The following is a 26,769-nucleotide window of genomic DNA, read 5'->3' as shown; positions in this document are numbered from 1 at the left end:
GTAAGTCGTGCCGGTGGAGATATCGTCGCCATTGACGTGATTCGTTCCGATAAGCAATCGACCACGAGGGATATTACCGTCAATCTGGGAGAACAAGCCGAGGAATTGATAGCGGATAAAATTAGAATGCTGCCGGGTGTTGTCCTGCATCATATCTCGGATCCCACGTTCCTTGTACACCTAGGGGGCAAAATTGAAATCCAGCCCAAAATACCGGTGAAAAACCGGGATGATCTATCGAAGGTTTATACACCAGGTGTAGCCAAAGTCTGCATGGCAATTCATGAAAATCCTGAAAAAGCCTTTACGTTGACGATTAAACGCAACACCGTTGCTGTGATCTCCGATGGTACAGCTGTTCTAGGCTTGGGTGATATCGGCCCTGAAGCAGCTATGCCTGTGATGGAAGGAAAGGCGATGCTGTTTAAACAATTGGCAGGTGTGGATGCTGTTCCCATCTGCCTAAATACCAAAGACACGGAAGATATTATTCGAACCATTAAGAATATGGCCCCGGCCTTTGGTGGAATTAATTTGGAAGATATCAGTTCTCCGCGCTGCTTTGAGATTGAAACCCGCCTGAAGGAAGAGTTGGACATTCCTGTGTTTCACGATGACCAACACGGGACAGCGGTGGTTGTTTTAGCCGGACTTATTAATAGCCTTAGGTTAACCAAGAAGAAAATCGAGGATATTCGAATCGTTGTTGTAGGGATTGGTGCTGCAGGCGTTTCTATTGTTAAAATGTTGTTGGGAGCCGGGGCAAAGCACATCATGGCTGTAGATCGTCAGGGCATTTTGACACGTGATCACACCTACGATAATCCATTGTGGGACTGGGTATCACGAAACACCAATCAGGAGAATACGAAGGGCAGCTTATCTGATGCGATGAATGGCGCCGATGTTTTCATTGGTGTATCCGGACCGAATGTGTTGAAGCTGGAAGAGGTTCATCGCATGGCTAGCGATCCGGTCATTTTCGCCATGGCGAATCCGACCCCTGAGATCGATCCGGAAGCGGCTGCTCCTTTTGTCAGAGTGATCGCCACGGGTCGTAGCGACTTTCCGAACCAAATCAATAACGTACTTTGTTTTCCGGGTATATTTCGAGGGGCACTTGATTGCAGAGCGAGCCAGATTAACGAAGAAATGAAACTGGCTGCATCGAAGGCCATTGCTTACACGGTCACGGATGATGAGCTAAATGAACAGTATATTATTCCTTCCATTTTTAATGAGAAGGTCGTACAAGAAATTCGGGATCAAGTGGTGCAGGCTGCCATTCAAACAGGAGTTGCACGTCGAATACCGCCTGAGTTTAGAGGCTCGAAATTCGCAGAACGAAAATTAACACCCATCAGTTAAGCTTTGGTCGACCGGAATTATCCGGTTGGCCTTTTTGTTGCTATCGCTTGGGCGGTTCCTTCCTGGCCAGGGGAACTACAGGGCGCTATTTGACCCAAATAGGCTCTTTTTCACGCTGAGGGGAACTGTGGTCCTCTATTTGTCCGTTCTCTTAAAGAAAACAGGTTTAGGCGGTCAAATAAGGGCCTGTAGTTCCGCTTGAACGAGGAATGGGCTGAATTTGCTAGAATAGCGGCCTGTAGTTCCTCAAGTTTGAGGTTACGCTTTCGCTAAGTGTCTCAGTAAGGGTTAAGGACAAAAAATGATCAGGAAGACAATTATTGTCCCTGATTTTGTCCTTGAATAGGCGTGCAGGATACATCAAGAACTGTCGGTTCTATGCCTCGAAAACACTTGTTACAATCAAGCTGGAAGCAACGATAACGATAATGCCTTAATGAGGGGAAGGAGTGAGCTGAAAGTGACTACGACCGTTGTGTATCACAAGGATTCATCCATGATCCGTTTTGCAGCTTCTAAGCTGCTAGACACAATTGCAAGATTTGAGGGGACAGCTAAACCTTTGGATATAGCAGCTAACGTTATATCTACGAGCGTAATTATCATCTCCGATAGGGAGGAAGCCGCCACTCAACATGGCATAACCATAGATAACTCTGTCGCTCCAGAGGGTTTCGAACTCCGTAAGCGGGAAGGGCATGGTTCCTTCATCTGGTACATTTTGGCCGGTGATGAAGCGGGGGCTATGTACGGAACCTTGGAACTGGAAGAGCGGCTCCGGAACTATGGATCGTTGACAGCCATCCCGGAGTGCGTCATGAATGCTCGCTTTCCATTCCGTGCGGTCAAATTCAATCTTCCTTGGTCTAGCTACCGGAAGAATGCGTGTTTTGAGCTTCAAAAGGAGACGGTTCGTGATCTTGCCTTTTGGCAAAAGTTTCTCGATATGATGGCTGAGAACCGCTATAACGTTCTGACATTGTGGAATCTGCATCCGTTTCCCTACATGATTCGTCCTGTGCATTTCCCGAAGGCATGCCCTTTCAGTGAGGAAGAACTAACGGAGTGGAAACTGTACTGGACCGCTTTATTCCGGATGGCCAAAGAACGTGGAATCGAGACGTATATGGTCAATTGGAACATTTTCGTATCGGAAGCCTACCGGGAGCATTATGATCCACAAGCGATAAGCGACGAAACCTTTTATCATTATGGAGATTCTTACTCCACGGACATGATCAAACAATATACCCGGGAATGTGTCACTCAGCTGATTGAAGAGTATCCGGATCTTACTGGACTCGGCATCTCGCTGGGGGAACGAATGAACGATATGACGCCGCAAAGTCGACAGGATTGGGTCAATGACGTTTATTTTGAAGGCATGAAACAAGCCAACCGGCCGGTGAAATTCATTCATCGCGCACCGTTTTCCGTAGATCCTTCCATCACACGAAATGCGATAGAAAGCAACGGCTTCATGCCTGAACCGGTATGGGTGGAAGTGAAATTCAATTGGTCGCATGCCTACTCCTCTTCCAAGCTGCTGCTGACACACGGAGGCTCGCAGGGGATGGAGGGGTATTGGAAACCGTCGCCAACGAATTATAAAATCACCTGGATGGTCCGCAACGAGGACTTCTTCACGCTTCGCTGGGCGCAGCCGGATTTCATCCGGGAGCATATTTCAGAGAACGGGCAGGACTACGTTGGGGGCTACTATATCGGGTCGGAATGCATGATTCCCGGCATCGATTACGCCCATTTGAAGGATAGCGATCATATGGACTGGACCTATCTGTTTGAAAAAAACTGGCTCTATTACATGCTATGGGGAAGGCTGTTGTATGAACCGGATACACCCGACCGTGTATTTGAGAAAGCAATCGAACAGCGCCATCGTGCACCGATCGGAGTGCCATTATTGAAAGCGTATGCAGCTGTTTGTAAAATGCCAATGGCCCTCGCATCCATGTATTCATTCACATGGGATTTCACCTTATATGCCGAAGGCTTCATGTCCACGGACGAAGCGGAATACGATGGAGGCGCATCGTTTATTTCGTTGCAGGATCTTCTGGAGCGGAAAACGTTTAATCCACACTATCTATCGGTATCCGAATATGTGGACCAACACTTAGAAGGACATACAACGGATAGGGTTTCACCGCTTAGACTGGCAGAGACGCTAGAGGTGGATGCGAATCGCGGACTTGAATGGTTGGCGGCTATTAAAGCCGATACACCTGTACTCTGTTGCGAAAAGGCTGACATTGAAGCGTGGGCCCATTTGAATTATTATTTTGCGGATAAACTGCGGGCTGCCGTTTCTTATGAGCTGTATAAAAGAACTGGAGATGAAACCGAACGCCTTCATGCGATTCAGCTTCTGGAGGCACCGCACGCAGCTGGACATTGGGAGCGGCTGATCGCGGTAACCAAGGCGCACTACGTAGAACATCCCTTGATGCACCTTGGCAAGACACCTTTCTCATGGGAGCTATATCGTCCGCAGGTACTAGAAGATATTGCCTTTGTTTACGCCGGTAATCAGATGCCAGCGAGCAAATAACTTCTATAGCTTAAAGACAGATTATGCCTTCTTGGACAAATATTGCGCTGAACAAGAGCGGAGGCATCGTAACAAAAAGTGTCTATAGGATGCGGCACTAACTGTATCTATAATCAGATTGGGCAGAGTTCACACTACGCATATTGGGGGATGAATATGGCGAAATCGGATTGGTTGAGCAAGCGAAGCAGAGGCGTACATCTGACAATCAGGGATGTCGATTGTCTTGATTTTGACACGGAGCGTTTTGCGAAAGATTTGAACGAACTCGGTGTAAATGTGCTGTCGTTTTTTTGCGCAGGGTATGTGACGGTGCATCCTACCAACTTGTCGATCAGAAAAAGCCCTTTTTTGGGGGATCGGGATCTGACAGGGGAAATCGTGAAAGCGGTTCAATCACATGATATCCGCGCAGTGGCGGCAATGGACTTGAGTCTGATTCCGGGTAATGCTGCGTTAGAACATCCGGATTGGTGCTCCTGTGACCACGAAGGCAAGCCGTATAAAGCAAATCAGGATTTGGGCGATTTTTATATCGCATGTCCGCTAAGCGGTTATCAAAATGAATATTTAGCGGAAATTTTACGCGAAATCGTGATGCGCTACGAGGTCGACGGCATCAAATTCGGCGGCGGAAGCTATGGCTTTTCCTCTTATGGCAACGGTATTTGTCACTGTGCTCGCTGCAGAGAAGCGTTCGGAGCTTACGCCGGCAGCCAGATTCCGGTGAAAGAGGATTGGAACGATCCTGTCTGGGGAACTTTCCAACGGTGGCGGCAGCAGCGTGTCGTGGAGCGCTCCAAATTTTTGTATGACTTGGTGAAATCGCTTGATCCGAATATGCCGGTGATGTGTAACAGCGTGTGCTTTGGGGAAACGGGATGGACGACCAAAGGCGCGTTAGATATTGAAGGAATGGCGGCCTATATCGACGCGGTTCAAGTGGAAGCACAAACCCGGATCCGTGTAGAAGGGGATTCAAGCCACTGGGACTTTCTGCTTTGGCCTGCGGAGGAAGCGAACTTCCTGGACAATGTCAGCGATCATCAGCCATGGGTGCTGGCCTCCTATTTCCAAGCGTGGCCGTGGCGTAGAAATGCTGTGCCGCCGGCTGAACAAAAGGTGTATATGGCCCAGATTTATGCGAACGGGGGCAATGCCATCTTGAATTTATCCGGAGGACCGATTCATGGGCATCAGGATCAGAGAGGTTTTCCGGCGGTGAAATCGCTATATCACTTTGTAGCTGACAATCAAGATTATTACAACGATGACCGATCCGGAGCAAACGTGGCCATCGTCTACTCCCAGGATACCCTCTTTTACTACGGAAAAGAGAAGCCAAAGCTGAACTATGTCGACGCGATCAGAGGGGTTGAATTGGCGCTGTCGGATAATCACATTCCGTTCGATATCATCTCGGATGCCGTTGTGAAGAAGGGGAATCTCGGCAAATACCGGACAATCATCCTGCCTTCCGTTGCCTGCATGTCGGAAGAGACGGCAGCTGCACTAAACCAATATGCTAAGAACGGCGGCAGTGTCATCGCTACGTTTGAAACTTCCTTGTTTGATACAGATGGCAGCAAGCGGTCAGACTTTTTACTGGCAAATTTATTCGGTGCCTCCTATATAAGTACGAATTCCGTAATGGGAGAGGAGAACGGTGTATACAAACAAAGCTACTTGAATGTACAAAATTCCTCACATCCTTTACTGGATCGGCTTGGGGATACATCGGTAATACCGGCTTCAAACGCTTATTGCCGAGTCGCCGCCGACAAAGATTCGGACGTGCCGTTGACGTTGTCCGCGCCATTCCGTGTTTTCCCCGAGGGGCAGTCGTACACGCTGGAACCGGATACCGGAATGCCGATGTTGATCGCCAGGGAGCATGCAGGCGGCGGCAGAACCGTTTATTTTCCGGGACAACAGGATACGGCATTTGCACGATACGGTTATCCGGATTGGGCGCTTTTGCTGGTGAATGCGGTGTTATGGACGACAAAGGAACGTTTGCCGTTACAGGTGGAGGGTCCGGAAACGCTGTTGGCCACATTAAGAGTTCAGGAACAACGGCGTCTGGTTCATCTTGTGAACGTGAATGGCGGACGGAGAATGTTTAGACAACTCATTGCGGCCCGTGATGTGACGATTCGTTTGCCGTTAGGTGAAGATTTCGAGCCACAGCGAGCTTTCCGGTTATCCGATCATAGCCCGTTAACAATGACCAGAGAAGTGGATGCTGTTTCTGTCGTCGTGTCCAGCATTTTGGACTATGATGTCGTTGTTTTTGAATGAGGGGGTGCTAAGCATGATACATGAGATTTTGATGCCGGCGAAAATCAACATAGGATTAGGTGCTTTCTCAGAGGTGGCTTCCTATGCATCAAGTTTAGGGACCAAAGCTCTAATCGTTAGCGATCCCGTTATGGCACAAATCGGCCACGTCCAGACATGCAGAGATTATTTGGAACAAGCAGGTTTCTCCTGCGCGATCTATAGCGGTGTTGAAACAGAGCCAACTGATCGGCATGTGGATGAAGCGCTCGCCATCTGCCGGGAGGAGCAGTGCGATGTGATTGTCGCTTTGGGAGGAGGCAGCTGCATCGACGCCGCCAAGGCGACCGCTGCCATGATGACGAACACAGGATATATCGGAGACTATGTCGGCGGAGTGAAAAAGTTCGCTAATCGCCCATTGCCGTTGATTGCCATACCAACGACGGCGGGGACAGGCTCTGAGGTCACGAAAGTGACAGTCATCATTGATACCCGAAGGGATGTCAAAATGATGATCGCTCAGCCGGAGTTAGTGCCGCAAGTTGCGATCATAGATGCGCTGCTGTGTATGTCGTGTCCTCCGTCCGTCATCGCATCGTCAGGCATTGATGCTTTATGCCACGCCATCGAGGCGCATTGGTCCCGGAAGGCCAATCCACTGAGTGACGGTTGGGCTCTTCAAGCCATTGCCTTATTGATCAAACATCTGCCCGTCTGTTATGCGAAAAAAGGGGATGCGGAAGACTTCGCTCAAATCGCACTTGGCTCTATGTTGGCAGGTGCCGCATTCTCCAACGCTTCGGTGACGTTGATTCACGGCATGTCTCGACCGCTGGGAGCACTTTTTCATGTTCCCCACGGAATATCCAACGCGATGCTGCTGCCAGCTGTCCTTGAATTTACATCAGCATATGCGCAGGAACGTCTGGCTGAGATCGGGCGCGTGATGCGACCCGACCTCGCTGACAGCGGGAGAGAAAGGTTATCAGGCGCTGTCATGGAGGAGGTCCGTACATTATGCCGCCTCTTGAACATTCCGAATTTACGTGATTGGGGAATAGATCGCGAGGCGTTTGACAAGGCGATTCCACAGATGGCGGTTGACGCGATTGCCAGCGGAAGTCCCGGCAATCATCCGAGAGCTGTAACCGCAAGTGATATTGAAGCTCTATATCGATTTTGTTACGATTACGAGTTTAAAAAAGAAGAAGGAGCGGCGCGATGACAACGATTCCGGTTTTACAAAATTATATCGGGGGCAGGTGGGTTCCGTCCGACAGCTCCTCCTATGAGATCGTGCCGAACCCGGCGACAGGAGAAGCCATCGCGCGAGTCCCTCTGTCTACGCGCAGCGATTTGCATGCAGCGGTAGAGGCAGCACGCAGCAGCTTCTCCGCCTGGAGGGAGACCCCGGTACCGAAGCGTGCGCGCATTCTTTTTAAATACCAGCAGCTATTGGTAGAGCACTGGGAGGAGCTCGCTCGGCTTATTACGCAGGAGAACGGCAAAAGCTACACGGAAGCTTATGGTGAAGTGCAGCGCGGGATCGAATGCGTCGAGTTTGCAGCGGGTTCACCAACGCTGATGATGGGTTCCCAGCTGCCCGACATTGCAACCGGTATCGAATCGGGCATGTATCGGTACCCGCTTGGGGTCGTTGCGGGCATCTCGCCTTTTAACTTTCCGATGATGGTGCCATGCTGGATGTTTCCGTTAGCGATTTCATGTGGAAACACATTTATTCTGAAGCCATCGGAAAGAACTCCGCTGTTAGCGAACCGTTTGGCGGAATTATTCTCAGAGGCAGGGCTTCCGGATGGCGTGCTCAACATTGTGCACGGCTCGAAGGAGATCGTTAACGGGATGATCGAGCATCCGGATATCCAGGCTATCTCGTTCGTAGGTTCCCGACCTGTTGCGGAGTATGTGTACAAATCATCCGCCGCTCATGGCAAGAGAGTTCAAGCGCTAGCAGGAGCCAAAAATCATAGTATTGTGCTGCCTGACGCCGATCTGGAACTTACGGTCAGCAATATCTTGAGCGCAGCGTTCGGCTCAGCCGGCGAACGGTGTATGGCATGTTCCGTCGTTGTAGCTGTAGGAGACATTGCTGATCCTCTTGTTAATAAATTGCAGGAAGCAGCAAGCCGTTTGAAGATTGGCAACGGGCTCGAACGAGACGTCTTCCTCGGTCCGGTCATCCGGTCGTCCCATAAAGACCGGACGATAGACTACATTGAAGCGGGTATTCGTGAAGGAGCTTCTATAGTCGTGGATGGACGAAATGCGGCGGCAACGCAGGGGAGTGGATTTTTTCTCGGTCCGACTATTTTTGACGGGGTTCAAACCGATATGAAAATTTGGCAGGATGAAATTTTTGCACCGGTCTTAAGCATTGTTCGCGCAAGCAGCTTGAAGGAAGCGATTGAAATCGCCAATCGTTCGGAATTTGCCAATGGCGCTTGTTTGTATACGGACAGCGCGAAAGCCATCAGGCAATTTCGCGAGCAGATCGATGCGGGCATGCTGGGCATCAATGTCGGAGTGCCTGCGCCGATGGCCTTCTTTCCATTCTCGGGGTTCAAGAAATCCTTCTACGGGGATCTGCATGCCAATGGTAGAGACGGGGTTGAATTCTACACCCGCAAGAAGATGGTAACTTCGCGCTACTAAGACGCTTGCCGTCCGTGCTACAATGAGGAACAGACAGTTTATTCACGCCCGGACAAAATTTGCGGTTGGCTCCAAATAGCCGCAATAACAAGAAGTGTCGCTAACGTGCTTCCGGATCAGAAGCTAGAATAAGAAATGTAAGCGTTACCGAAATACAGAGTGCTTGCGAATGGTCACGCGATTCGAAATAACTTGAGGAGGGGTTCCGATGTCGAAACTGTATCGAAAGTGTTTCAGTATGATAATGGCTAGCATGCTTTCAGTTGGCGTCTTGGCAGGATGTGGGGATAACAGTGCACCGGCGGGAGGTACTGACAATGTGGCGAAACAGGGGGATTCAAATAAGGCGACACCAGCATCAGCGGAGCCGTTGAAACTTCAGTTCCTTGTTCCTTCTTATGCGGATGTGCCGAACATGAATGATGAGTATTGGACGGAATGGCAGAAGAAAACCAATACCCAATTGAATGTGGAATGGGTGCCATCGGGCGATTACGATACAAAATTTGACTTGGTGCTGGCGTCGGGGAATTTGCCTGAAATTATTGTATCCACTAATATGACCCGGCCTACTTTGCTTCAGGCCATCAATCAAGGAGCTTTCTGGGATTTGACGCCATTCCTCGGCGATTTCAGCAAATACCCGAACATGAAAAATAACAGCGGCCCGAACGTGTGGAACTATATGAAATTGGATGGAAAGGTATACGGCATTCCTCGCAACCGTCCACAAATCGATTTGGGCATTAAGATGCGCAAAGATTGGCTGGATAAGCTGAACCTGCCTATCCCAACAACGATTGATGAGTATGCGGCAGATCTGAAGAAGATTGTGGACAGCGACGTAGACGGCAACGGCAAGAAGGATACAATTGGCATCATCGGTCATGGCTTCTTACTGGCTGACGGTGATGATACGTATTCGGGAGCTTTTGGCGCGCTTAACCCGGTTTATGATAAAGATGGCGGATTGATCAAGAATCAATTGACTCCTAATTATACCGCAATGGTCGAATGGCTTCGCAAATTGTATGCGGACGGTATTCTGGCGAAAGAATTCTCTTCGATGAAGAAAACACAAGCGGAAGAAATGTACGCGACTGGGCGCGCCGCCTCCTATGTACGAAATATCTGGCGCGATTATACCTGGGAACAGATGAACCAGAAGACACAGCCCGACGCGAAAGTCATCACCCTCCCGCCACTTAAAGGGCCAGGCGGTGTGACGGTCAGTTTGGCGAATCCGACATTCGGCGCATTCTATATTTCCAAAAAGGTGCCGGAAGCAAAAGTGAAGCAAATTCTTGATTATTTTGAGAAAACCACGACGGCTGAGTATACGGATTTCAACTATTACGGTATCGAAGGTGTGCATAATAAAGTCGTGGATGGCCAACCACAGCTGACAGATCTGGGAGTCAAACAGGTCACTACTAATGCGAATCAGGTATTTTCGCTGGCGTTTAACAACAAGATGAAAGTACTCAATCCTTCAGCGCCGAAAGCTTACAACGATGCCAAAATGAAAGAAGTCGAAGTCTACGGACAAGTAGGAAAGCTTAATCCATTCTCGATTATCAATTCCACTACGTGGACTAACGTGTGGCCAAAGTATGAGAAGGAATGGCAGGCTATGGCAACGAAAGCGATTGTTGGCCAGATTACGATGGAAGAGTACAAGAGTTATGTAGATAAACTGAATGAAAATCAGGATTTGAAGAAAGCCTATAAGGAATTTGCAGAGAGCTACAAGCAGTATTTCGGCAAATAAGAATAAGCTGGAGGAGATCGCGGGCTAGCGCCTTAGACTCCTCTTTGCTATATGAAAGGGCTTAAATGAATAACGGCTGCCAAAGGGTTCGTCCTATGACAAAGCGAAGTATACTTAGACAGTATAAACATGCAAATGGATGTGGGGGGCAATATGATTAACTGGATAAAACACATTCGTCAGTCAGGTTCCAAACATGTCACCAGTCAGGGTAGGTATTTGTATAAGCTGATTTGGCTTGGATGCATTTCTGTTTGCATTCCTTTAATACTGGCTAGTGCAGTGTACTATCAATTTGCTATGAACCGGGCGCAAGAGCAAATCATGAACGAAAGCAATTCGTCGTTATCGAGCATGAAGGATCGTGCGGAGAGAATTTTTCAGACCATTGAGCAGGAATCGCTTCAGCTCGCAGTTGACCCTATTCTAACGGGCTTCTTTCTAGACCCGAATCAAGATAACAGCTGGCTGTGGCACCGGGATTTCCTGGATAAAATCAATCTGGTCAAAAATAGCGACAGCTTTATTGATGAAGTTTATTTTTATAATACTGTGGAAAATGTGGTGTTATCGAACCGTTATGGGGTTATCGAAAAAGAGATTTATCCCTATAAAAATGATATTGATACTATCATCGCTAGCGGAGAGCTCTCTCAGTGGGCTTACTTGCCTTCTGCGCAGAAGGACGGTTACGTGACATTTGCCCGTCGGCTTCCTAATATGGGGGACGGTCAAGCGCAAGGAATTCTCGCTTTTGAAATTGAAAAGTCTGCGATCAGTGAATTTTTGGATTCCGACACGTATTTACTGCCGATGAGACAGAATTTGTTCGTCATTCATCATAAAGTCATTCCTGGCAGTGAGGAGCTGGGCTACGATCAGGTTCTTCCTTTATTGAAAGGTTTGGACAGCATAGACGGTATCAACGATAGAAGCAGTAATACAGGCAGTTTCCTGAGCAAAGGCATCGATGGAGAACAAGCTCATTTTTTATATACCAAAAATATATACGGGCGAATTTACGTTACCATCGTACCTGAGAAAACCATTGCCGGCCAGCTGAACTGGATACGCAATGTAACCCTTCTATTTTTGTTTATTTTCATTACTTTCGGAGTCGTATTGACCTATTTCAATTCGAAGCGCGCTTATAACCCCATCGGGCAGTTGATGAAGCACAGCAAGGCACTGAGGATCGGGCAAATCCAAAATAAACAAAACGAACTCGATTATATCAAGGAATGTCTGGATTTTCTAAACATGGAAACGGAAAAGCTAGGTGGTTTTATGGCTAGTATTCAACCTACACTTAGGGAGAAATTTCTTCAGCAGTTGATTAACGGAGAATACTTAAGAAAAGAGCCGCTGCTTCGCGATTGTGAAGCCAATGGCATTACCGTACATGCGACGAATGTCACCATCATCGTGGATGCCGATAATATTGCGAGGGAGAAGCGTTTTCGGCCGGATGAAAAGGGGATCATTGCCTTTGTCATCTCCAATGTCATGCAAGAAATCATTCAGACTTATCCCAGCGTGCGCGGGTATGTGATTCCTGACAGAGGCCGGGGGGTAGCGCTGCTGCAGTTCAGGGCCGATACGGAGCAAGAAGAGATGCTTCGACTTACAGAAGAATATGCGGAATCCGTCTGCGACTCCTTGAAGGAGCACCTGTCGATGAAAGCGACGGCTGGCGTCGGCAGATTCTACTTTCACATCGAGGATGTGCCGGTTTCTTGTAAAGAAGCGGAAAGCGCGCTGCAGTATCGCATATTCAACCATACGAAGAACGTCCTGTTTATTGAGCATTTGGAAAATGAGAAAAAGCAGACGGCTTTCCGTTACCCTCGGGAATTCGAAACCGCCATTATTGACTCTTTGGATAAAGGGGAGCTGGAGCTGGCTGCGGAAGGTTTGGCCGCTTTTTCCGAAGCGATTCGCGCTTCCCAATCCTATCGTTTTATTTATCAAAGCTATCATTTACTGCTATCCACGCTCATATCCTCTTTGGAAAAGCAAGGGGCGACACTTCTCGATATCTTGGATCACGACTAGTTTGGGCAGCTTCACACCAGGCAGACGTCGCAGGAAATCGCGGATTGGTTTGCCGGGAGTTTATTTCCGATGTACATCTGGTTGACAACGAATTACCGGAATGAATCCGGTCAATCCGTTATCCAGCAGGTATGCAAGCATATTCGGGAGAACTGCGGCAGCGATTTGTCATTGGTGCAATGCGCCGAGCAAGTAGGGCTCAGCCCTTCGTATTTAAGCCGTCTTTTTAAAAAGGAGATGGGTGTCAACTTTCTTGATTTCGTTGTGGAGTGCAAGGTCGATGAGGCCAAGAGGCTGCTCACGGAAACGGATCAAAACGTAAGTGAAATCGCGATGGCCGTAGGGTATTCCGAGCGTAACCTGAATCGTATCTTTCAACGGTTTATCAAAATGTCTCCGAGTATGTTCCGGACACGTCAACGTTAATAGGTTCTGAATAGGTGAGGTTGTTCCAATAGCCATGACAATGGCGGGGGCAGCCTCTTTTGGGTACTGGGGTAAGCGAAGCTTACCCCTATATTTGTGTTGAGCGCCTCCAGCCCATGAAAATTGTTGTTTGGGCGGTTCCTCCCGGCGAAGGGAACTACAGGGCGCTATTTCATCGAAATAGGTTCTATTTCGTGCGGAGGGGAACTGTGGACCGCTATTTGTCCGTTTTCTTAAAGAAAACGAGATGAGGCGTTCAAATAACGCCCTGTAGTTCTGCTCGAACGCGGAAACGGGCTGAATTTGCTAGAATAGCGCCCTGTAGTTCCTCAAGGGTGCATCGTCGATACCGGACAGATTTTGATGCAAGGACAAATATTGACGTTCGCACAGTCTGCACAGGCTTCTCAAGAATTGTCTATAGGATGCCTAACAGTCCGGTTATATAGTAGATATTGTAATGAAAGGGTTTACATGAATCCGAACGTAGAACATCAGAACATCCAGGAATATAAAAAGAGAGGTGCAAGATGATGCCGTCGACAGCAGAGTTAACGACCAAAGGCATGGCGAAGACCCACTCCCGCAGCTGGACAAATTTGGCCCGGCACAAATATGTCTATTTACTTGCTTTACCTGGCGTGCTTTATTTCATCGTCTTTAAATTCGCTCCGATGTGGGGGCTAGTGCTGGCCTTTACCGAGTATAATCCCTATGCAGGAATCAGCGGAAGTGAATGGGTGGGGATGAAGCATTTCGTCGAGCTGTTTTCGGACCCCAACTTTTATATCATGCTGCGCAATACGTTTGCGATCAACATCTTTGGTTTAATCTTCATGTTTCCCGTTCCCATTGTGCTTTCCCTAATGCTGAATGAAGTGAGACATGAGGCGTTTAAAAGATTTAACCAATCTATCGTCTATTTGCCGCATTTCTTGTCTTGGGTTGTCGTTGTCAGTCTAACCTTCTTCATCCTGTCTTCGGATGTGGGGATCGTGAACAAAGTCATTACGGGCTGGGGGCATGAGTCGATCGCCTTCTTATCCAATCCTAATTATTTCTGGGCGCTTATTACCGCACAAAATATGTGGAAAGAAGCCGGCTGGGGAACGATTATCTTCCTGGCTGCCATGGCTGGCGTAGACCCTCAGAGGTACGAAGCAGCTGTTGTAGATGGAGCAAGCCGCTGGAGACAAATCTGGCACATAACGCTGCCTGCCATCCGGCCTACCATCATTATTTTATTGATTTTGCGTCTGGGGCATATGGCGGATGTCGGCTTCGAGCAGGTGCTTCTGATGATGAACCCACTTGTTTCTTCCGTAGGGGAAGTATTCGATACGTATGCCTACAGCATTGGCGTATTGCAAGGAAAAGTTAGCATCGGTGTGACGGTTGGGATGTTTAAAGGCGTGGTCGGTTTGGTACTGGTCTTGGTCTCCAACTATATTGTGAAGAAGCTGGGGCACGAGGGTATATATTAAGGTGATCAGGGATTGAAAAAGGGAGGATGGAACGATGAGCTTTGTTGCCAAAAAGAAACTAACCATGTTTGATTATGTGAACTATTCTCTGTTGGCCTTGATCTCGATTGTGTGTTTGTTTCCATTTATTTATGTGTTTAGCGTATCCTTCACCGATCCGAAGGTGTACATCCCGCTGAAATTTTATTTGTTTCCTGACAAGTGGTCACTGTCCGCTTATAAATATATTTTATCGACCAACAGCTTTATCCATGCGCTGAAAAGCACGGTGTTCGTCACGGTCATCGGAACGATCTTGAATCTCATTGTCTCTTTCAGCTTCGCTTATGTGTTGACCAAGAAAACACTTCCGGGAAGAAAGATCTTACTGGCAGCCGTCATTTTCACGCTGGTGTTTAATGCGGGCATATTGCCGAGCTATTTGCTCATCAAGCAGCTGGGACTGCTGAACTCGTATTGGTCGCTGATTTGGCCAACGCTTACCAGTGCGTGGAGTTTGCTTGTCATTAAAAGCTTCCTGGAGTCGCACCCGCCGGAGCTCGAGGAATCCGCACGCATTGACGGGTGCACGGAGATTGGGGTATTTCTGCGTATCATCATCCCACTGTCGATGCCGGCAATTGCCGCATTTATGCTGTTCTTTGCTGTCTCTCATTGGAACACGTACTTCAACGCACTTATCTATATCTCGGATTCCAAAAAGTGGACGCTTCAAGTGTTGATTAAATCCCTTGTCATCGATTCGGACTCCACCGGTGTCGGACAAGCGGGCGCGGGCGGAGACGACAGGATTGTGCCTCAGGAAACGATCCGCATGGCGGCTATTATGCTGGCTATGGCTCCTATCCTGCTTGTTTATCCTTTTTTGCAAAAGCATTTTGCCAAAGGTGTCATGCTGGGTTCTGTCAAAGGGTGATTGAAGGTTGATCTATACAACAATTTTAATGTCAAAGGATGGGTATGAACATGAATGAATCAGCATCAGCAGGAAAAGTCAAAATCGGTTTTATCGGTCTGGGAGTAATGGGCAAAAGCATGGCGCGAAATCTGATGAAGGCCGGATATGGCCTGTACGTATACAGCCGAACGAAAAGCAAGGCGGAAGATTTGTTGCAAGAAGGCGCAATATGGAAAGATGGGGCTGCGGACGTAGCTCGCAATGCGGATGTGACGATTACCATGGTCGAGTATCCCAGTGATGTGGAGAATATTTTCCTGGGACCTTCAGGAATTGTAACTGCTGCGAAACCTGGTTCCTATTTAATTGATATGACGACCTCAAGTCCAGCATTGGCGTTGCGGATTTACGAGGAGTCACGGCAAAGTGGACTACAATCGTTGGACGCACCAGTCTCTGGCGGAGATATTGGAGCTAGAGACGGGAAGCTATCCATTATGGTTGGCGGTGACGAAGAAGCTTTCGAAGCCGTTTTGCCTGTCTTTCAAGCGATGGGGAGCAATATCGTCTATCAAGGAGCAGCAGGCGCTGGTCAACACACAAAGATGTGCAATCAAATAGCGATAGCAGCCAATATGATGGGAGTTTCCGAAGCGTTGGTTTATGCTGAACGATCGGGTTTGAATCCTACCAGGGTGCTGAAAAGCATAGAGACCGGAGCTGCCGGGAGTTGGTCGTTAAGCAACCTTGGACCAAGGATTATTCAAGGTAATTATGAGCCGGGATTTTATGTCAAGCATATGATCAAGGACTTGGGCATTGCCTTGCAGTCAGCTGAAGATATGGGGCTTGAGGCATACGGGCTATCGCTGGCAAAGACCCTGTATGAAAGGCTGGCTGCAACAGGGGAAGAGAGCAGCGGTACGCAGGCATTGGTCAAAATATACCGTTAGAATCGCCAGAATTTCTAATGAAGCGGAGGGACGTCTATGAAACTCGTTTACGACCACCAGGATGAGATGATCCTGTTCGGCATGAATCAAATCAAGAAGAGTTTGGATGCGAGGGGACAGTTTTTCGTTGAGCAGTATAACGGCAAAGGCTTGGTACTGACGCCTGAACGGGGAATCGTCGTTCAGAAACTACGTGTACAGAAGGGCGAAACCCCCGGTGAAGAGCAGGCCTTTCGCCTGTCCCGTCAAGGGGAATTGATCCGCATTGAAGGCGCTGATTCTCGTGGACTTATGTACGGATGTCTGGAATACGCAGAACGGTTGGCACGCGGAGCGGAATTGGCGGATGGGGAAGAGATGTACCGTAAGCCAGCACTACGCTTGCGCGGCATTAAATTTAATTTGCCGTACGCACCTTTTGATTCAGGAGATCCATTCGTCTTGAATGAGGGAACGTGCATGGATATTGGCTTTTGGAAAGCTTATATCGATATGCTCGCGCTAAACCGGTACAACTGTTTAAGTTTGTGGTCCGAGCATCCCTACGACCGGATGGTTGTCTCTCCGAAATTCAGAGATGCCAATCCGTATAGCGATTCAGAAATCAATCAGAATATCCGGTTCTTCCGGGAGATGTTTCGTTATGCCGCCAACAGAGGGATCGACATTTATCTCTTTACTTGGAACATCCGTATAACCCCGGAAGTGGCGAAAGGTCTGGGGCTCCCTGAAGCTGTAGGAGATTTCGGCAATATGTACGATAATCTGATTCACCGGGTTGGATACCCGCTGAATCGCTTTCGCGGTGCATCAGAATTGATTAGAGATTACATTCGTGAAATGGTGCTTCAGCTGCTGCTCACTTATCCTGAGCTGAAAGGGTTAGGGACTTCGGCCAGCGAATGGATGGACGGCAACGGGTATGAACGTGAGAAGTGGATTGTCGAGACGTATGTGGAGGCGATCAAACAGTCGGGAAGAGACATCCCATTTATTCATCGCACCAATATGCAGAATGCGGGCAAAGAAATTAAAGAAATGGTGCAGAGCCAATTCGATTCCGACCAATTTTATATCAGCTGGAAATATTCGAATGCCCATTGCTATTCCCATCAGGAGCCTCAATTTGAGCGTCTCTGGGGTGCTTGGGAAGGCATCGACCTGGAGAAGACCAACATTCTGTACACGGTTCGCAACGACGACGTGTTCACCCATCGGTGGGGAGATCCCGAGTACGTCCGCGCTTATGTCAAGGGCATGATTAAGCCGCACGTGAAAGGCTTCTACTGGGGAGCAGACGGTTACTTGTGGGGCAGCGATTTTCAACATGTTGAGCATGGGCACAAGACATGGAAGTACGATTTTGAACGGCATATCTTCCAGTTCCAGCTCTGGGGCCGGCTGTCGTACGACCCTGAGATAAGTGACGACGTCTGGGTGCATCTATTGAAATCCCATTACGGTCCGGTTCATGCGCCTCTTTTCTTGGAAGGCTTGCGAAGCGCCTCTTCTGTCATACCGGCTGTCAACCGCTTGTTCTGGATCGATTATGACTTCCAGTGGCATGCCGAAAGCTGCTTGTCGGAGGTCAGCGGTTTCAAGACAATTCTGGATTTCGTGAACGCTGTACCTATGCCCGGGGTTGGTGTTATGTCCATAGCCGAGTATGCACAAGCAGAACGGGAAGACAACGCAGAGAGCCTGTTCGAAGAGTACCGTGAAACACCTGCTGATATCGTGAAGCTGCTGCAAGAGGCTGCCGATCAGACCGAACGTGTCGCCATCAAGCTGTCCAACGAGCTTGGTGAGTTATGCTGCAGTCATGCTGCTTGCACACTTCACGACCTTTTTGCCTACGTAGAGATGTCCAGGTACTATGCCTGTAAATTCAAAGCCTCCCTTGAGCTTAATCGCTTTAAATTAAACGAACATACCGGGCATAAGGCCGAGGCCGTTACCCTCTTGGAGCAGGCAGCTGCGCATTGGGAAAAACTCGGACATTACTGGAGCTTACATAACAAGCCTTATTTTATGGCTCGAGTCAAACGCACCTTCGGGTATCCCTATTACTTGGAAGATGTGAGAGCGGATATTGAATTGGCACGTCGATTCGAAAAATAAGAGGAGCTATTTCAATGCGTGGTTTTGCCATTTTGCTGGGATTTAACATGCTGGGAATTGCGCTGCAGCATTTCGCCTACATTCCGCTTCCCGGTAATGTTATTGGATTGATCCTGTTTACGCTGGCTCTGTTTAGCGGCATCGTCCGGTTGGAATGGGTGGAAACCAGCACGCAGTTTCTGCTGCGCCATATGCTTGCCTTTTTTGTTCCCTATATCGTGGGGATCTTGGCCGTGTGGCCGCTGCTCCAAAGCATGCTGCTCCAGATTGCGCTCAGTCTTGTGGTCAGTACGCTCGTCGGCTTGCTCGTCAGCGGCTGGGTGACGTCGGCTATGCTGAAGAAAAGGGAGGTTTCCTCAGGTGGATAATGCGTTCTTTCAACAGCCGATGTTTGGCGTTTCATTAACGCTTATCGTGTATGCAATCGCGCAAGGGCTGCACAAAAAATGGAGCAAGCTGCACCCCCTTTTCATCACATCGACGGGTATTATTGCGATATTGCTTATTTGTGGCATCCCCTATGAATCATATCGGGTTGGCGGGGATTATATTGCGTTACTGTTGGGTCCGGCTACGGTAGGTTTGGGCGTGCCGCTTTACAAGCAGACGAGGTCGATTGGCCGTAATCTGCCGGCTATTCTAGCTGGGCTTACAACCGGTTCCATCAGCGCGTTAGTATGCGCGGGTGGCATAACGTGGAGCTTAGGAGCAGCGAAAAACATTTGGGTAACGATGATCCCTAAATCGGTGACGACACCGATCTCGGTTGAAATCGTCCGCCATTTGGGCGGCATCCCCGAGCTAGGTGTTATCGTGACAACGTTGACAGGTCTGATAGGGAGCATGATTGGCCCTGAATTGTTAAGGCTGTGTGGCGTCAGGGCCGATATCGCGATCGGAACAGCCATCGGAACCGCTTCTCATGGGATCGGAACAGCCAGGCTGGTCAAAGAATCGGAGCTGCAGGGCGGTGTCAGTGGTTTCGCCATGGCGGCAACCGGGATTTTTATTTCATTGCTTGTTATTCCGTTGTATTGGATATTGCAGTAAACGAGGCTGTCTCAAAGGTCTGTAATGACCGTAGGGGCAGCTTTTTTACAAAAAGACATGTCCAAGAGCGAGGGGAACTACGAGGGGATTTACGAAAGGCAGAATCTTCAAAGATGGACGGAGGAACGCTGGGACGAGCTGAGGGCGACTTATTACGGTATGTGCTCCCGAGTGGATCATCAGTTCGGGCTGCTTCTCGATGCATTGAAGGAAGCGGGTATTTATGACGAAACAGCGGTGTTCTTCTTCTCCGATCACGGTGATTTCGCAGGAGATTACGGGATCGTGGAGAAAACGCAGAATACGTTTGAGGATACGTTAACCCGGGTACCTTTTGTTATTAAACCGCCGAAACACATTCCCATTGTACCGCGAGTCAGCGACGCTTTGGTGGAATTAATTGATTTTCCCGCTACGGTTGAGGCGTTACTTGATTTGAAACCGGAGCACACCCATTTCGGACGCTCGCTTCTGCCGCTTCTGGCCGGGGTAACGGATGAGCACCGCGATGCCGTCTTTTGCGAGGGCGGCAGAATCCATGGTGAAATTCACTGCATAGAGAAGGACAGTGTCACCCAAACGACGCCAACCGGCTTGTACTGGCCACGAGTAGGATTGCAGCAGAGTGAAGAGGCGGAACATACGAAGGCCGTCATGTGCCGCACCAAAACACATAAGTATGTAAGGCGCTTATATGAGTCGGATGAGCTTTACGACCTGAAAAGCGATCCCGGCGAAACGGTCAATCGGATAAATGATCCTTCTTTCGCCGGCGTACTCGCTGAACTGAAGGACCGGATGTTGACTTTTTATCAGGAAACGGCGAATGTAGTCCCGCACAAGACCAACCACCGTTTTTAGCAGGCTTTGATATCGTTCGAAGATGAGGGGCGTCGCTTGCCCCTTCATCTGCGATGATTTAGGGATGGATTAGGCTCTAAGTTTTTCCATCCAATTTATAATTTGCTCGGCTCGATGGTCATAGGTGTGGAATTGACGTACATAGCTTTGAGCTTTACCTGCAATAAGCTGTGCTTCTTGCAGGTTATTTAAGTAATAATCGATTTTATTCATCAAATCATTCCTCGATTGATACAACACGAAATGAGTCCTGTCCTGAAACAGCATTTCCTGTTCGGGCGCATAGTCCGTAAAAACTAAAGCCCCACAGCCCATTCCTTCAAAAATCCGCATATTGAAAGCCTTAATCGAATCAGCTGTATGATTAAAAACAATTTTGGATTTCCCGTAAAGTGAGCTCAGATCATGAAGAAAGACTTTTTTATTGAAAGAAACCGTTCGTTTGCCCTTGAGTTCCGTTTCCATATATTTCATTCTGGCCTCCCGCGTACGGTACAAGGCGCTTTGTCCACCGACAAAAGAAATGTCAAACGGCCGTTCTACCAAAGGAGTCGCTGAGTGAAAAATATGCGGATCAACGCCGAACGGGAAGAAACGAACCGGAGCCGGGAACTGATGCGCGAGATGTAGGGAATGAGCCATGAGCAGCAGATCCGGTTTATACCATCCGCACATCTCAATGTTCGCGTTTAGACGATTTTCACCGTGATGGATCCAGAACAGTTTCGGAATGGTAACGAGATGTATGTTTTTGACAAGCACTTTCGGGCGAGAGGGACTTTCAACAAAGAGTACGCCCAGATAGGAGCTCAAGTTGATCGCGGCAAAATCAACAGTTTCTTCCATTCGAACGACTCGGACGCCAATTCGGCGAAAAGCGTCTTCTAAGTATCTTCCTGGGGTGTACGGAGTTTTTCCATAGCACATTAAAATGGCGGGTTGCGGTTTTGCTATTTCATTGGCGTCCATTGCGCAGCTCCTCTCTTAACGTGTTTACAAAAAAGGCGGCGGACAGCCTTCCTGTATATTTGTTGACTTCTTTCTTCATGGTTTGAACCAAAGTAGCGTGATTCTTCTCAATGTCTTGGGATAAACGCAGGATTTCAAGGTTTACGGAAGGGTTATCGGTTGGTATGACAAAGGGCAGCATGGAGATAGAGGCTGCGAAGTCAAACATTTTGAAGCGATAACCTAATGAGATAAAGGGTACCTGCATAACGGCAGAGAAAATAGCAGCGTGAAGCTTTAAGTTAATGGTAAAGCGGCACTTTTGGATTAAAGCCATAAGTTGATAAGGATACACGGTATCCGCGAGTTTCACTTTGCCGGGTCTGTTTATTTTATTTAATAACCGTTTGCTAGCCGGGACATCTTCTGGCCATACATTGTATAAAAGAATAGAGTAGCCTTTATGGATCAATAACTTAGCGGCTGCTGCAAGCTGATCTTCGACAATGTCCTCTTTGCCTCCGAAAATTTGATTATTCGCCGTTCCCCAATTGATGCCGACAACCGCATCTTGCGGATCGAAGTATTGCGTAAATAACCCTTTAGCTCTATCGCCCGGTTGTAGTAAGAAAGCGGGATCTCCGCTAATCTGAACTTTCGATGTATTCACGCCAATGGATTGTAGAAATCGGTGGCTTAGCGGCCCTCTGACGGCTGTGTAGCGAGAATATGAAATGATTTTATTTAATTGGTTGATTATGTTTGGATCGACGATGTTCATTGGCATTTGTTTCTTGTTTAGTAAGCTATCGAGACCGGCTCTTCCGGCAATTTTATCGATTCCTGAGCCCCAAATATAGATTGATTTCTTGAGCTCTATCGCTTTGCTAAGCAAGGAAATATAGCTTGGAGCAAGCAGAGAACCGCCGCCAAGGACGATGATATCGTAGCCGGAGATATGCGCATACTCTTGCCTGCAAGCTTCCAACAAGCTCAATTCATTGGGGATGAATCGTCTGGTTTCCTGCTTGAAGATGTCCCACATGACTTCGTCTCCTGCATTTCGATACCCAATTTCACCCAAATATAATAGTTTGGCCAAGATGTGACCTCCGTTCAGAAAAAGTTGCTACAACTACATCATATTCAAGGTTTACACATATGTTATATATTCATAGAAATCAGGCTGTCGACACGTAGTCGACAGCCTGATAGGCATTCATTTGTTAATCTTAGGACTCAGCTGTAACGACAACTTCATCAATATAAGTGCCAGCAACGCCTAATTCAATTAATGAGGCAAACAAGATAAAGCGAATTCTGGCTTGCTCAGCTAGGGCAGGTTTAGGACCTGTCACTACAACGTGCGTTTCCCACTCTAGCGAAAGATCAATATCCGTACCTGGCATGTCTTCTAGTACTTCGCTGGAAATCACGGCATAGCCGCCATCTGCTCCTCGTTGCCATACGATCTGAACTTGAATATTTCCGTTTACAATCGGAGCTACTGCCAAAAGTCGACGAAGCGCATAGCTCACACGTAGGTTAACGGCATCAGCAGGGACAGGGAATGCTTGGCTTATGACTGCATTGCCGGGAAGTAGTGCGACAAGTGGACCTAATGTGCCGACAAAGCTGCCTTCGAATGCGCCTGTTAATGGATTTACTGTACCGGCTGTACCAGCTGTTTGCCATGGGTTAATGCCAGTTTCAAAGGAAAAGTTTTGAATTAAGTTTAGAGACATTTTAGTTGCACCTCCTCCTTTTTCAGACATGCCATATCATATGCTCGGTATTTACCAAACTCTTCCAACATACGTCTAAGTCTTCTAAAATGTATGTTTGCTAGGGATTCATATAACTAGATTTCCAATAATAGGTATATCCAGTCCGTCATCTGCCCCTTTCCATTTCATGATAGGGTGCATCTATTAGAAGTATAGAGATGAAGCCGGAGGATGAATGATGAGAGAAGTGATACCAGGCCGTGTAAGTATCATCGTTCCTTGCTATAATTCGGAAGCTTATGTGCAATCGTGTTTGAATAGTGTTTTTAAACAGACCTATAAGGAAATAGAGATCATTGTTGTGGATGATGGATCAACGGACTCAACTTGGAACAAGATTCATAGATGGAAGGAGATTAAAGAGCAAACGGCAAAAACATTCTCGTTTGAAGATCGTTTCTATGCCGTAAAGCTGCCGCGCAATACAGGTTATGCGGGAGCGGTCAATGTGGGCATGTATTTGGCCAAAGGCGAATTCATTGCCATGCAAGATTCAGACGATTTATCGCATTCCAGAAGGATTATGAGGCAAGTCGAATCCATGCGCGAGCATCCATCCCTTGATATGATTGGAACCTCCTATGAATATTTCCAGGATGGTCACTTCGAAAGCCGTAAACGGGAGCAATGGCTCAGCTATGGCGTTTCTAAAATAAATGCGGTCTATAAAAACGGTGGTCATTGTGTTTGTCATGGAACGATATTATTCCGTGCTGGCGTGTTCGATCAGATCGGAGGACCGATTAGGCGTGGTGTCGGTGTCGAGGATTACGATTTCATTGCACGCTGTATAGCAGCAGGTATGAAGGTAGACAATCTGAAAGAACCCCTTTATTTCTATAGAAGACATGAAAACCAACGCTCAAGGGAGTTTTTCCGAAAATAGAAATGATCTGACATAACGAGTCAGGAAGGGAGACTGGGATGCGAAAAGTTTTCTATGTAGGGTGGATTGGTTTCGGCAATATCGGAGACGACTTAATGTGGGATGTTTTTCGTGAAAGTGCTAATCTCATGATGCCCGAACAACCTGTTACGGTCGTACCCTCCATGCCAGGCGTAAGTTTACAGGATGTGGCTGATTATGATGTCGTGGTACTTGGCGGGGGTTCCCTGCTTATTCCAGGTTATGTGGATGTCTTGCATCATGCTTTGAAGCAAGGGAAGCAAGTGGCTGTATGGGGCAGTGGCGTCGATTGGATAACTAAAAAAGATATGTTAAGTCTATCAAGTGGAGATACAGGGAGGATTCAGTATCAAGCAACGCCTGAACATAGGAAAATGCTGAAGAACATAAGCCAAAATGCTATATTCTCCGGTGTGCGGGGACCGCTTACCAAAAAGCTGCTGGAATATCTTGATGTGGATGCCGATAGGTTCATCGTAAGCGGAGATCCGGGTGTATTGCTGTGTTCGGATGATTTGGAGCCGCCTATCAATACCAAAATGTGGCCTTCTAATGAGAAGGTTGTGGGGATCAACTGGGGGACTTCCTATAACCGGATTTATGGGAGTCAGGAAGAGCTTGTGGAGAATCAATTGGCGGAAGCTTGCAAGATGTGGATACAAGCGGGCTACAAGCTATATTTATATTACGTATGGAACCCTGATAGAGAGGCATTGACAAGGTTGGCGGATAAGATCGGCAGCCCGGAAGCTGTGCGGATCGCACCGAAGGTTTATTCGGCGCAAGCGTTGATGAGGATTATGAAGCGCTGCGCATTCACAGTAAATTTCAAGCTGCACGCTAATGTCATGTCAGCTGCGGCTGAAGTTCCCTTCATCGCACTTGGTTATCGGATGAAAACATTTGATTTCGTAGAATCAATCGGGCTGCACTCCTCTGTAGTTTCAACGGACGAGGAGCGGCTTGTGGAGAAATTAGAACAAACCTCATCTCACATTCTAGAGAATTGGGATCTCGATAGGCATCGCCTACAAGCTAACATTTCTGCTTATCAAACAAGCTTACGCTCTCCTTTCCTTCATGCATGGGGCTGAGAAAATGGGTTTTATGGAAATTTAAGTAATCGTTATAAGCAACCATGCCAAGATCGTCCTCATCTCATACATTATAGGAGTACAAGACAAACAGCCCCGGTGCCAGCGCACATGGAAGGAGTGAGGAATTTGCCGTTGCCGAAGAGAAAAGTAATTTCTAGCTTGCGTAAGCCAGCTAGGAAGAAACAATCTTCCCAGAATCAAAATGTGATTGTCATTAAAAATGAAAAAAGCGGTACCATTCATTTGAAGGATGTTGTCCGCTTTGAAGGTAAGCCGCAGATGGTGCAGCTTCCTGCTTCGGAAATTCGCAGAATGCAGAAACATCTGCGAGTCCTTCTGGTCATTGACCAGTTTAACGTAGGTGGGACCGAGACGCATACATTAGGTTTAGCTCGTGAGCTAATGAGAAATGGTGCGCATGTGGTCGTTGCGGCGAAGACCGGAAGAATGCTAGACGCCTTTGCTGCTCTTGGCTGTCCGGTTTATACCGTCGATTTTGTAACAGATGAGTTCAAAGAGAATACGGAGAAAAAAGCTGAAATTATCGATTATTTGAAGCTTATTATCCGTAACGAAAATATTTCCCTCCTGCATGCTCATCAGTGGCCATCAGGCGTTTTCGCCGTACAGGCAGGGAAGGAAATGAACATTCCAGTCGTGTTTACGGTGCATGGATTCGTTGATGATGCCTTAATTCCATTAGTCAAACAATGCGACACCGTGCTGGCTGTAAGCCAATCGATTGTTAAAACATTGAAGGCTAATCACGTTACCTCTATCCTGCTGCAAAATGGGATTGATGTGTCGGAGTTTTCCTCTCACAAGTCGACCAAACCTTATGTGCGTGCTTCCTGGGGAATCGACCATGACGCTCCAGTCGTCACTTATGCGGCAAGGTTGTCGTTTGAGAAAGCGGATATTTCACTTGCGATTATGGAAGCATGTCGCAGACTGATTGCAGGCGACTATCCGGAGCTCAAGCTGATTATTGTCGGTGGCGGGCATCATAAGGAGCTAGTTCAAACAGAAATGGCGCGAATTCAAGAAGAAGCCGGAGTCGATTTTATACAACTGGCTGGAGAGTCTTTGCATATGTGTGCTTATTACTCCGCAAGCGATTGCTTTATTGGCACAGGGCGTGCTGCGTTAGAGGCACTTGCCTGCGAATGTCCTACGATTGTTGCAGGAGCTACCGGATATATGGGGGTTATGAGCAAGGAACTGTATGCCAAAGCATGGGAGACTTGGTTCTGTGATCATGGAGCGAGCAAGCCTTGGACGGTAGAAGAGTTCGAGTCCGACATTAAGTCGGTATTGGAGCTGAAAGAGCGTGAGCGGGAAGATCTTGGATGGGTAGGCCGTAAATTTGTTGAGGACAAATTTAATGTGCACGACACGATCCCAGCACTCTTCGATGTTTACTTGAAGCATTTAAAAACATTACCTTCGACAGAACGAGCCGCCATTCGATCGGAAATAGATAATAGATAGCGTGTTTATGAAAAGCCACTATAT

At 47.8% G+C, this 26,769-nt stretch carries 20 protein-coding genes and 1 pseudogene; 18 read left to right on the top strand and 3 right to left on the bottom strand.

The window, feature by feature from the left end; genetic code table 11:
- Positions 1–156 precede the first annotated feature (156 nt).
- The 15 genes and pseudogenes from RQP52_RS12440 to RQP52_RS12370 all read left to right on the top strand — a co-directional run.
- Positions 157–1,368 (top strand): annotated as a pseudogene (locus RQP52_RS12440) (NAD(P)-dependent malic enzyme); the annotation flags it as partial.
- 460 nt (positions 1,369–1,828) lie between these two features.
- On the top strand, positions 1,829–3,940 hold the full coding sequence (locus RQP52_RS12435; protein ID WP_315951822.1) for a hypothetical protein: 2,112 nt from the start codon (positions 1,829–1,831) through the stop codon (positions 3,938–3,940).
- Between the two features lie 156 nt (positions 3,941–4,096).
- A complete protein-coding gene (locus RQP52_RS12430; RefSeq protein ID WP_315951820.1) occupies positions 4,097–6,241 on the top strand; it encodes a beta-galactosidase trimerization domain-containing protein in 2,145 nt (714 codons plus the stop codon).
- Positions 6,242–6,257: 16 nt separating this feature from the next.
- Positions 6,258–7,448 carry an iron-containing alcohol dehydrogenase gene (locus RQP52_RS12425; RefSeq protein WP_315952237.1) on the top strand — a complete coding sequence of 397 codons (1,191 nt, stop codon included), beginning with the start codon at positions 6,258–6,260 and terminating at the stop codon, positions 7,446–7,448.
- Complete coding sequence (locus RQP52_RS12420) at positions 7,445–8,896, top strand: CoA-acylating methylmalonate-semialdehyde dehydrogenase (protein WP_315951818.1); 1,452 nt, start codon at positions 7,445–7,447, stop codon at positions 8,894–8,896. The genes RQP52_RS12425 and RQP52_RS12420 overlap by 4 nt, the downstream gene beginning before the upstream one ends.
- Positions 8,897–9,104: 208 nt before the next feature.
- Positions 9,105–10,667, top strand: coding sequence for a type 2 periplasmic-binding domain-containing protein (locus RQP52_RS12415; RefSeq protein ID WP_315951817.1), 1,563 nt, complete (start codon positions 9,105–9,107; stop codon positions 10,665–10,667).
- A 153-nt stretch (positions 10,668–10,820) separates the two neighbouring features.
- The gene (locus RQP52_RS12410; RefSeq protein WP_315951815.1) at positions 10,821–12,722 is read left to right on the top strand and encodes a hypothetical protein; all 1,902 of its coding nucleotides are present in this window, start codon (positions 10,821–10,823) and stop codon (positions 12,720–12,722) included.
- 69 nt (positions 12,723–12,791) lie between these two features.
- On the top strand, positions 12,792–13,148 hold the full coding sequence (locus tag RQP52_RS12405) for a helix-turn-helix domain-containing protein (RefSeq protein WP_315951813.1): 357 nt from the start codon (positions 12,792–12,794) through the stop codon (positions 13,146–13,148).
- Positions 13,149–13,714: 566 nt separating this feature from the next.
- Complete coding sequence (locus RQP52_RS12400; protein WP_379172534.1) at positions 13,715–14,632, top strand: ABC transporter permease; 918 nt, start codon at positions 13,715–13,717, stop codon at positions 14,630–14,632.
- Between the two features lie 34 nt (positions 14,633–14,666).
- Positions 14,667–15,548, top strand: coding sequence for a carbohydrate ABC transporter permease (locus RQP52_RS12395; RefSeq protein WP_315951811.1), 882 nt, complete (start codon positions 14,667–14,669; stop codon positions 15,546–15,548).
- A 50-nt stretch (positions 15,549–15,598) separates the two neighbouring features.
- Positions 15,599–16,483 (top strand): NAD(P)-dependent oxidoreductase, encoded by an 885-nt coding sequence (locus tag RQP52_RS12390; protein ID WP_315951809.1) that lies wholly within the window; start codon positions 15,599–15,601, stop codon positions 16,481–16,483.
- Between the two features lie 36 nt (positions 16,484–16,519).
- Entirely contained in the window at positions 16,520–18,604 is a 2,085-nt protein-coding gene (locus RQP52_RS12385) for a hypothetical protein (RefSeq protein WP_315951808.1), read from the top strand.
- Positions 18,605–18,618: 14 nt separating this feature from the next.
- Positions 18,619–18,972: a CidA/LrgA family protein gene (locus RQP52_RS12380; protein WP_315951807.1), complete on the top strand. Its 354-nt coding sequence runs from the start codon at positions 18,619–18,621 to the stop codon at positions 18,970–18,972.
- Positions 18,965–19,654: an LrgB family protein gene (locus RQP52_RS12375; RefSeq protein WP_315951805.1), complete on the top strand. Its 690-nt coding sequence runs from the start codon at positions 18,965–18,967 to the stop codon at positions 19,652–19,654. Before RQP52_RS12380 ends, RQP52_RS12375 begins: the two co-directional genes overlap by 8 nt.
- 57 nt (positions 19,655–19,711) lie before the next feature.
- Positions 19,712–20,515 carry a sulfatase-like hydrolase/transferase gene (locus tag RQP52_RS12370; protein WP_315951803.1) on the top strand — a complete coding sequence of 268 codons (804 nt, stop codon included), beginning with the start codon at positions 19,712–19,714 and terminating at the stop codon, positions 20,513–20,515.
- Between the two features lie 69 nt (positions 20,516–20,584).
- Here RQP52_RS12370 and RQP52_RS12365 read toward each other — a convergent pair whose 3' ends face one another.
- The 3 genes from RQP52_RS12365 to RQP52_RS12355 form a co-directional block, all read right to left on the bottom strand.
- Positions 20,585–21,484: a glycosyltransferase gene (locus RQP52_RS12365; protein WP_315951802.1), complete on the bottom strand. Its 900-nt coding sequence runs from the start codon at positions 21,482–21,484 to the stop codon at positions 20,585–20,587.
- Complete coding sequence (locus RQP52_RS12360) at positions 21,471–22,565, bottom strand: polysaccharide pyruvyl transferase family protein (RefSeq protein ID WP_315951800.1); 1,095 nt, start codon at positions 22,563–22,565, stop codon at positions 21,471–21,473. Before RQP52_RS12360 ends, RQP52_RS12365 begins: the two co-directional genes overlap by 14 nt.
- 130 nt (positions 22,566–22,695) lie before the next feature.
- Positions 22,696–23,208 (bottom strand): hypothetical protein, encoded by a 513-nt coding sequence (locus RQP52_RS12355; RefSeq protein ID WP_315951798.1) that lies wholly within the window; start codon positions 23,206–23,208, stop codon positions 22,696–22,698.
- 220 nt (positions 23,209–23,428) lie between these two features.
- Between RQP52_RS12355 and RQP52_RS12350 the strand changes: the two genes are divergently transcribed.
- The 3 genes from RQP52_RS12350 (at position 23,429) to RQP52_RS12340 (ending at position 26,745) form a co-directional block, all read left to right on the top strand.
- On the top strand, positions 23,429–24,136 hold the full coding sequence (locus tag RQP52_RS12350) for a glycosyltransferase family 2 protein (protein ID WP_315951796.1): 708 nt from the start codon (positions 23,429–23,431) through the stop codon (positions 24,134–24,136).
- A 38-nt stretch (positions 24,137–24,174) separates the two neighbouring features.
- Positions 24,175–25,251 carry a polysaccharide pyruvyl transferase family protein gene (locus tag RQP52_RS12345; RefSeq protein WP_315951795.1) on the top strand — a complete coding sequence of 359 codons (1,077 nt, stop codon included), beginning with the start codon at positions 24,175–24,177 and terminating at the stop codon, positions 25,249–25,251.
- 207 nt (positions 25,252–25,458) lie between these two features.
- Positions 25,459–26,745, top strand: a complete 1,287-nt coding sequence (locus tag RQP52_RS12340) for a glycosyltransferase (RefSeq protein ID WP_315951794.1) — start codon at positions 25,459–25,461, stop codon at positions 26,743–26,745.
- The last annotated feature ends 24 nt before the right edge of the window (positions 26,746–26,769 follow it).

The organism is Paenibacillus violae, assembly GCF_032461945.1.
Taxonomy (GTDB): domain Bacteria; phylum Bacillota; class Bacilli; order Paenibacillales; family NBRC-103111; genus Paenibacillus_E; species Paenibacillus_E violae.
This window is presented reverse-complemented; position numbering and strand designations above follow the sequence as displayed.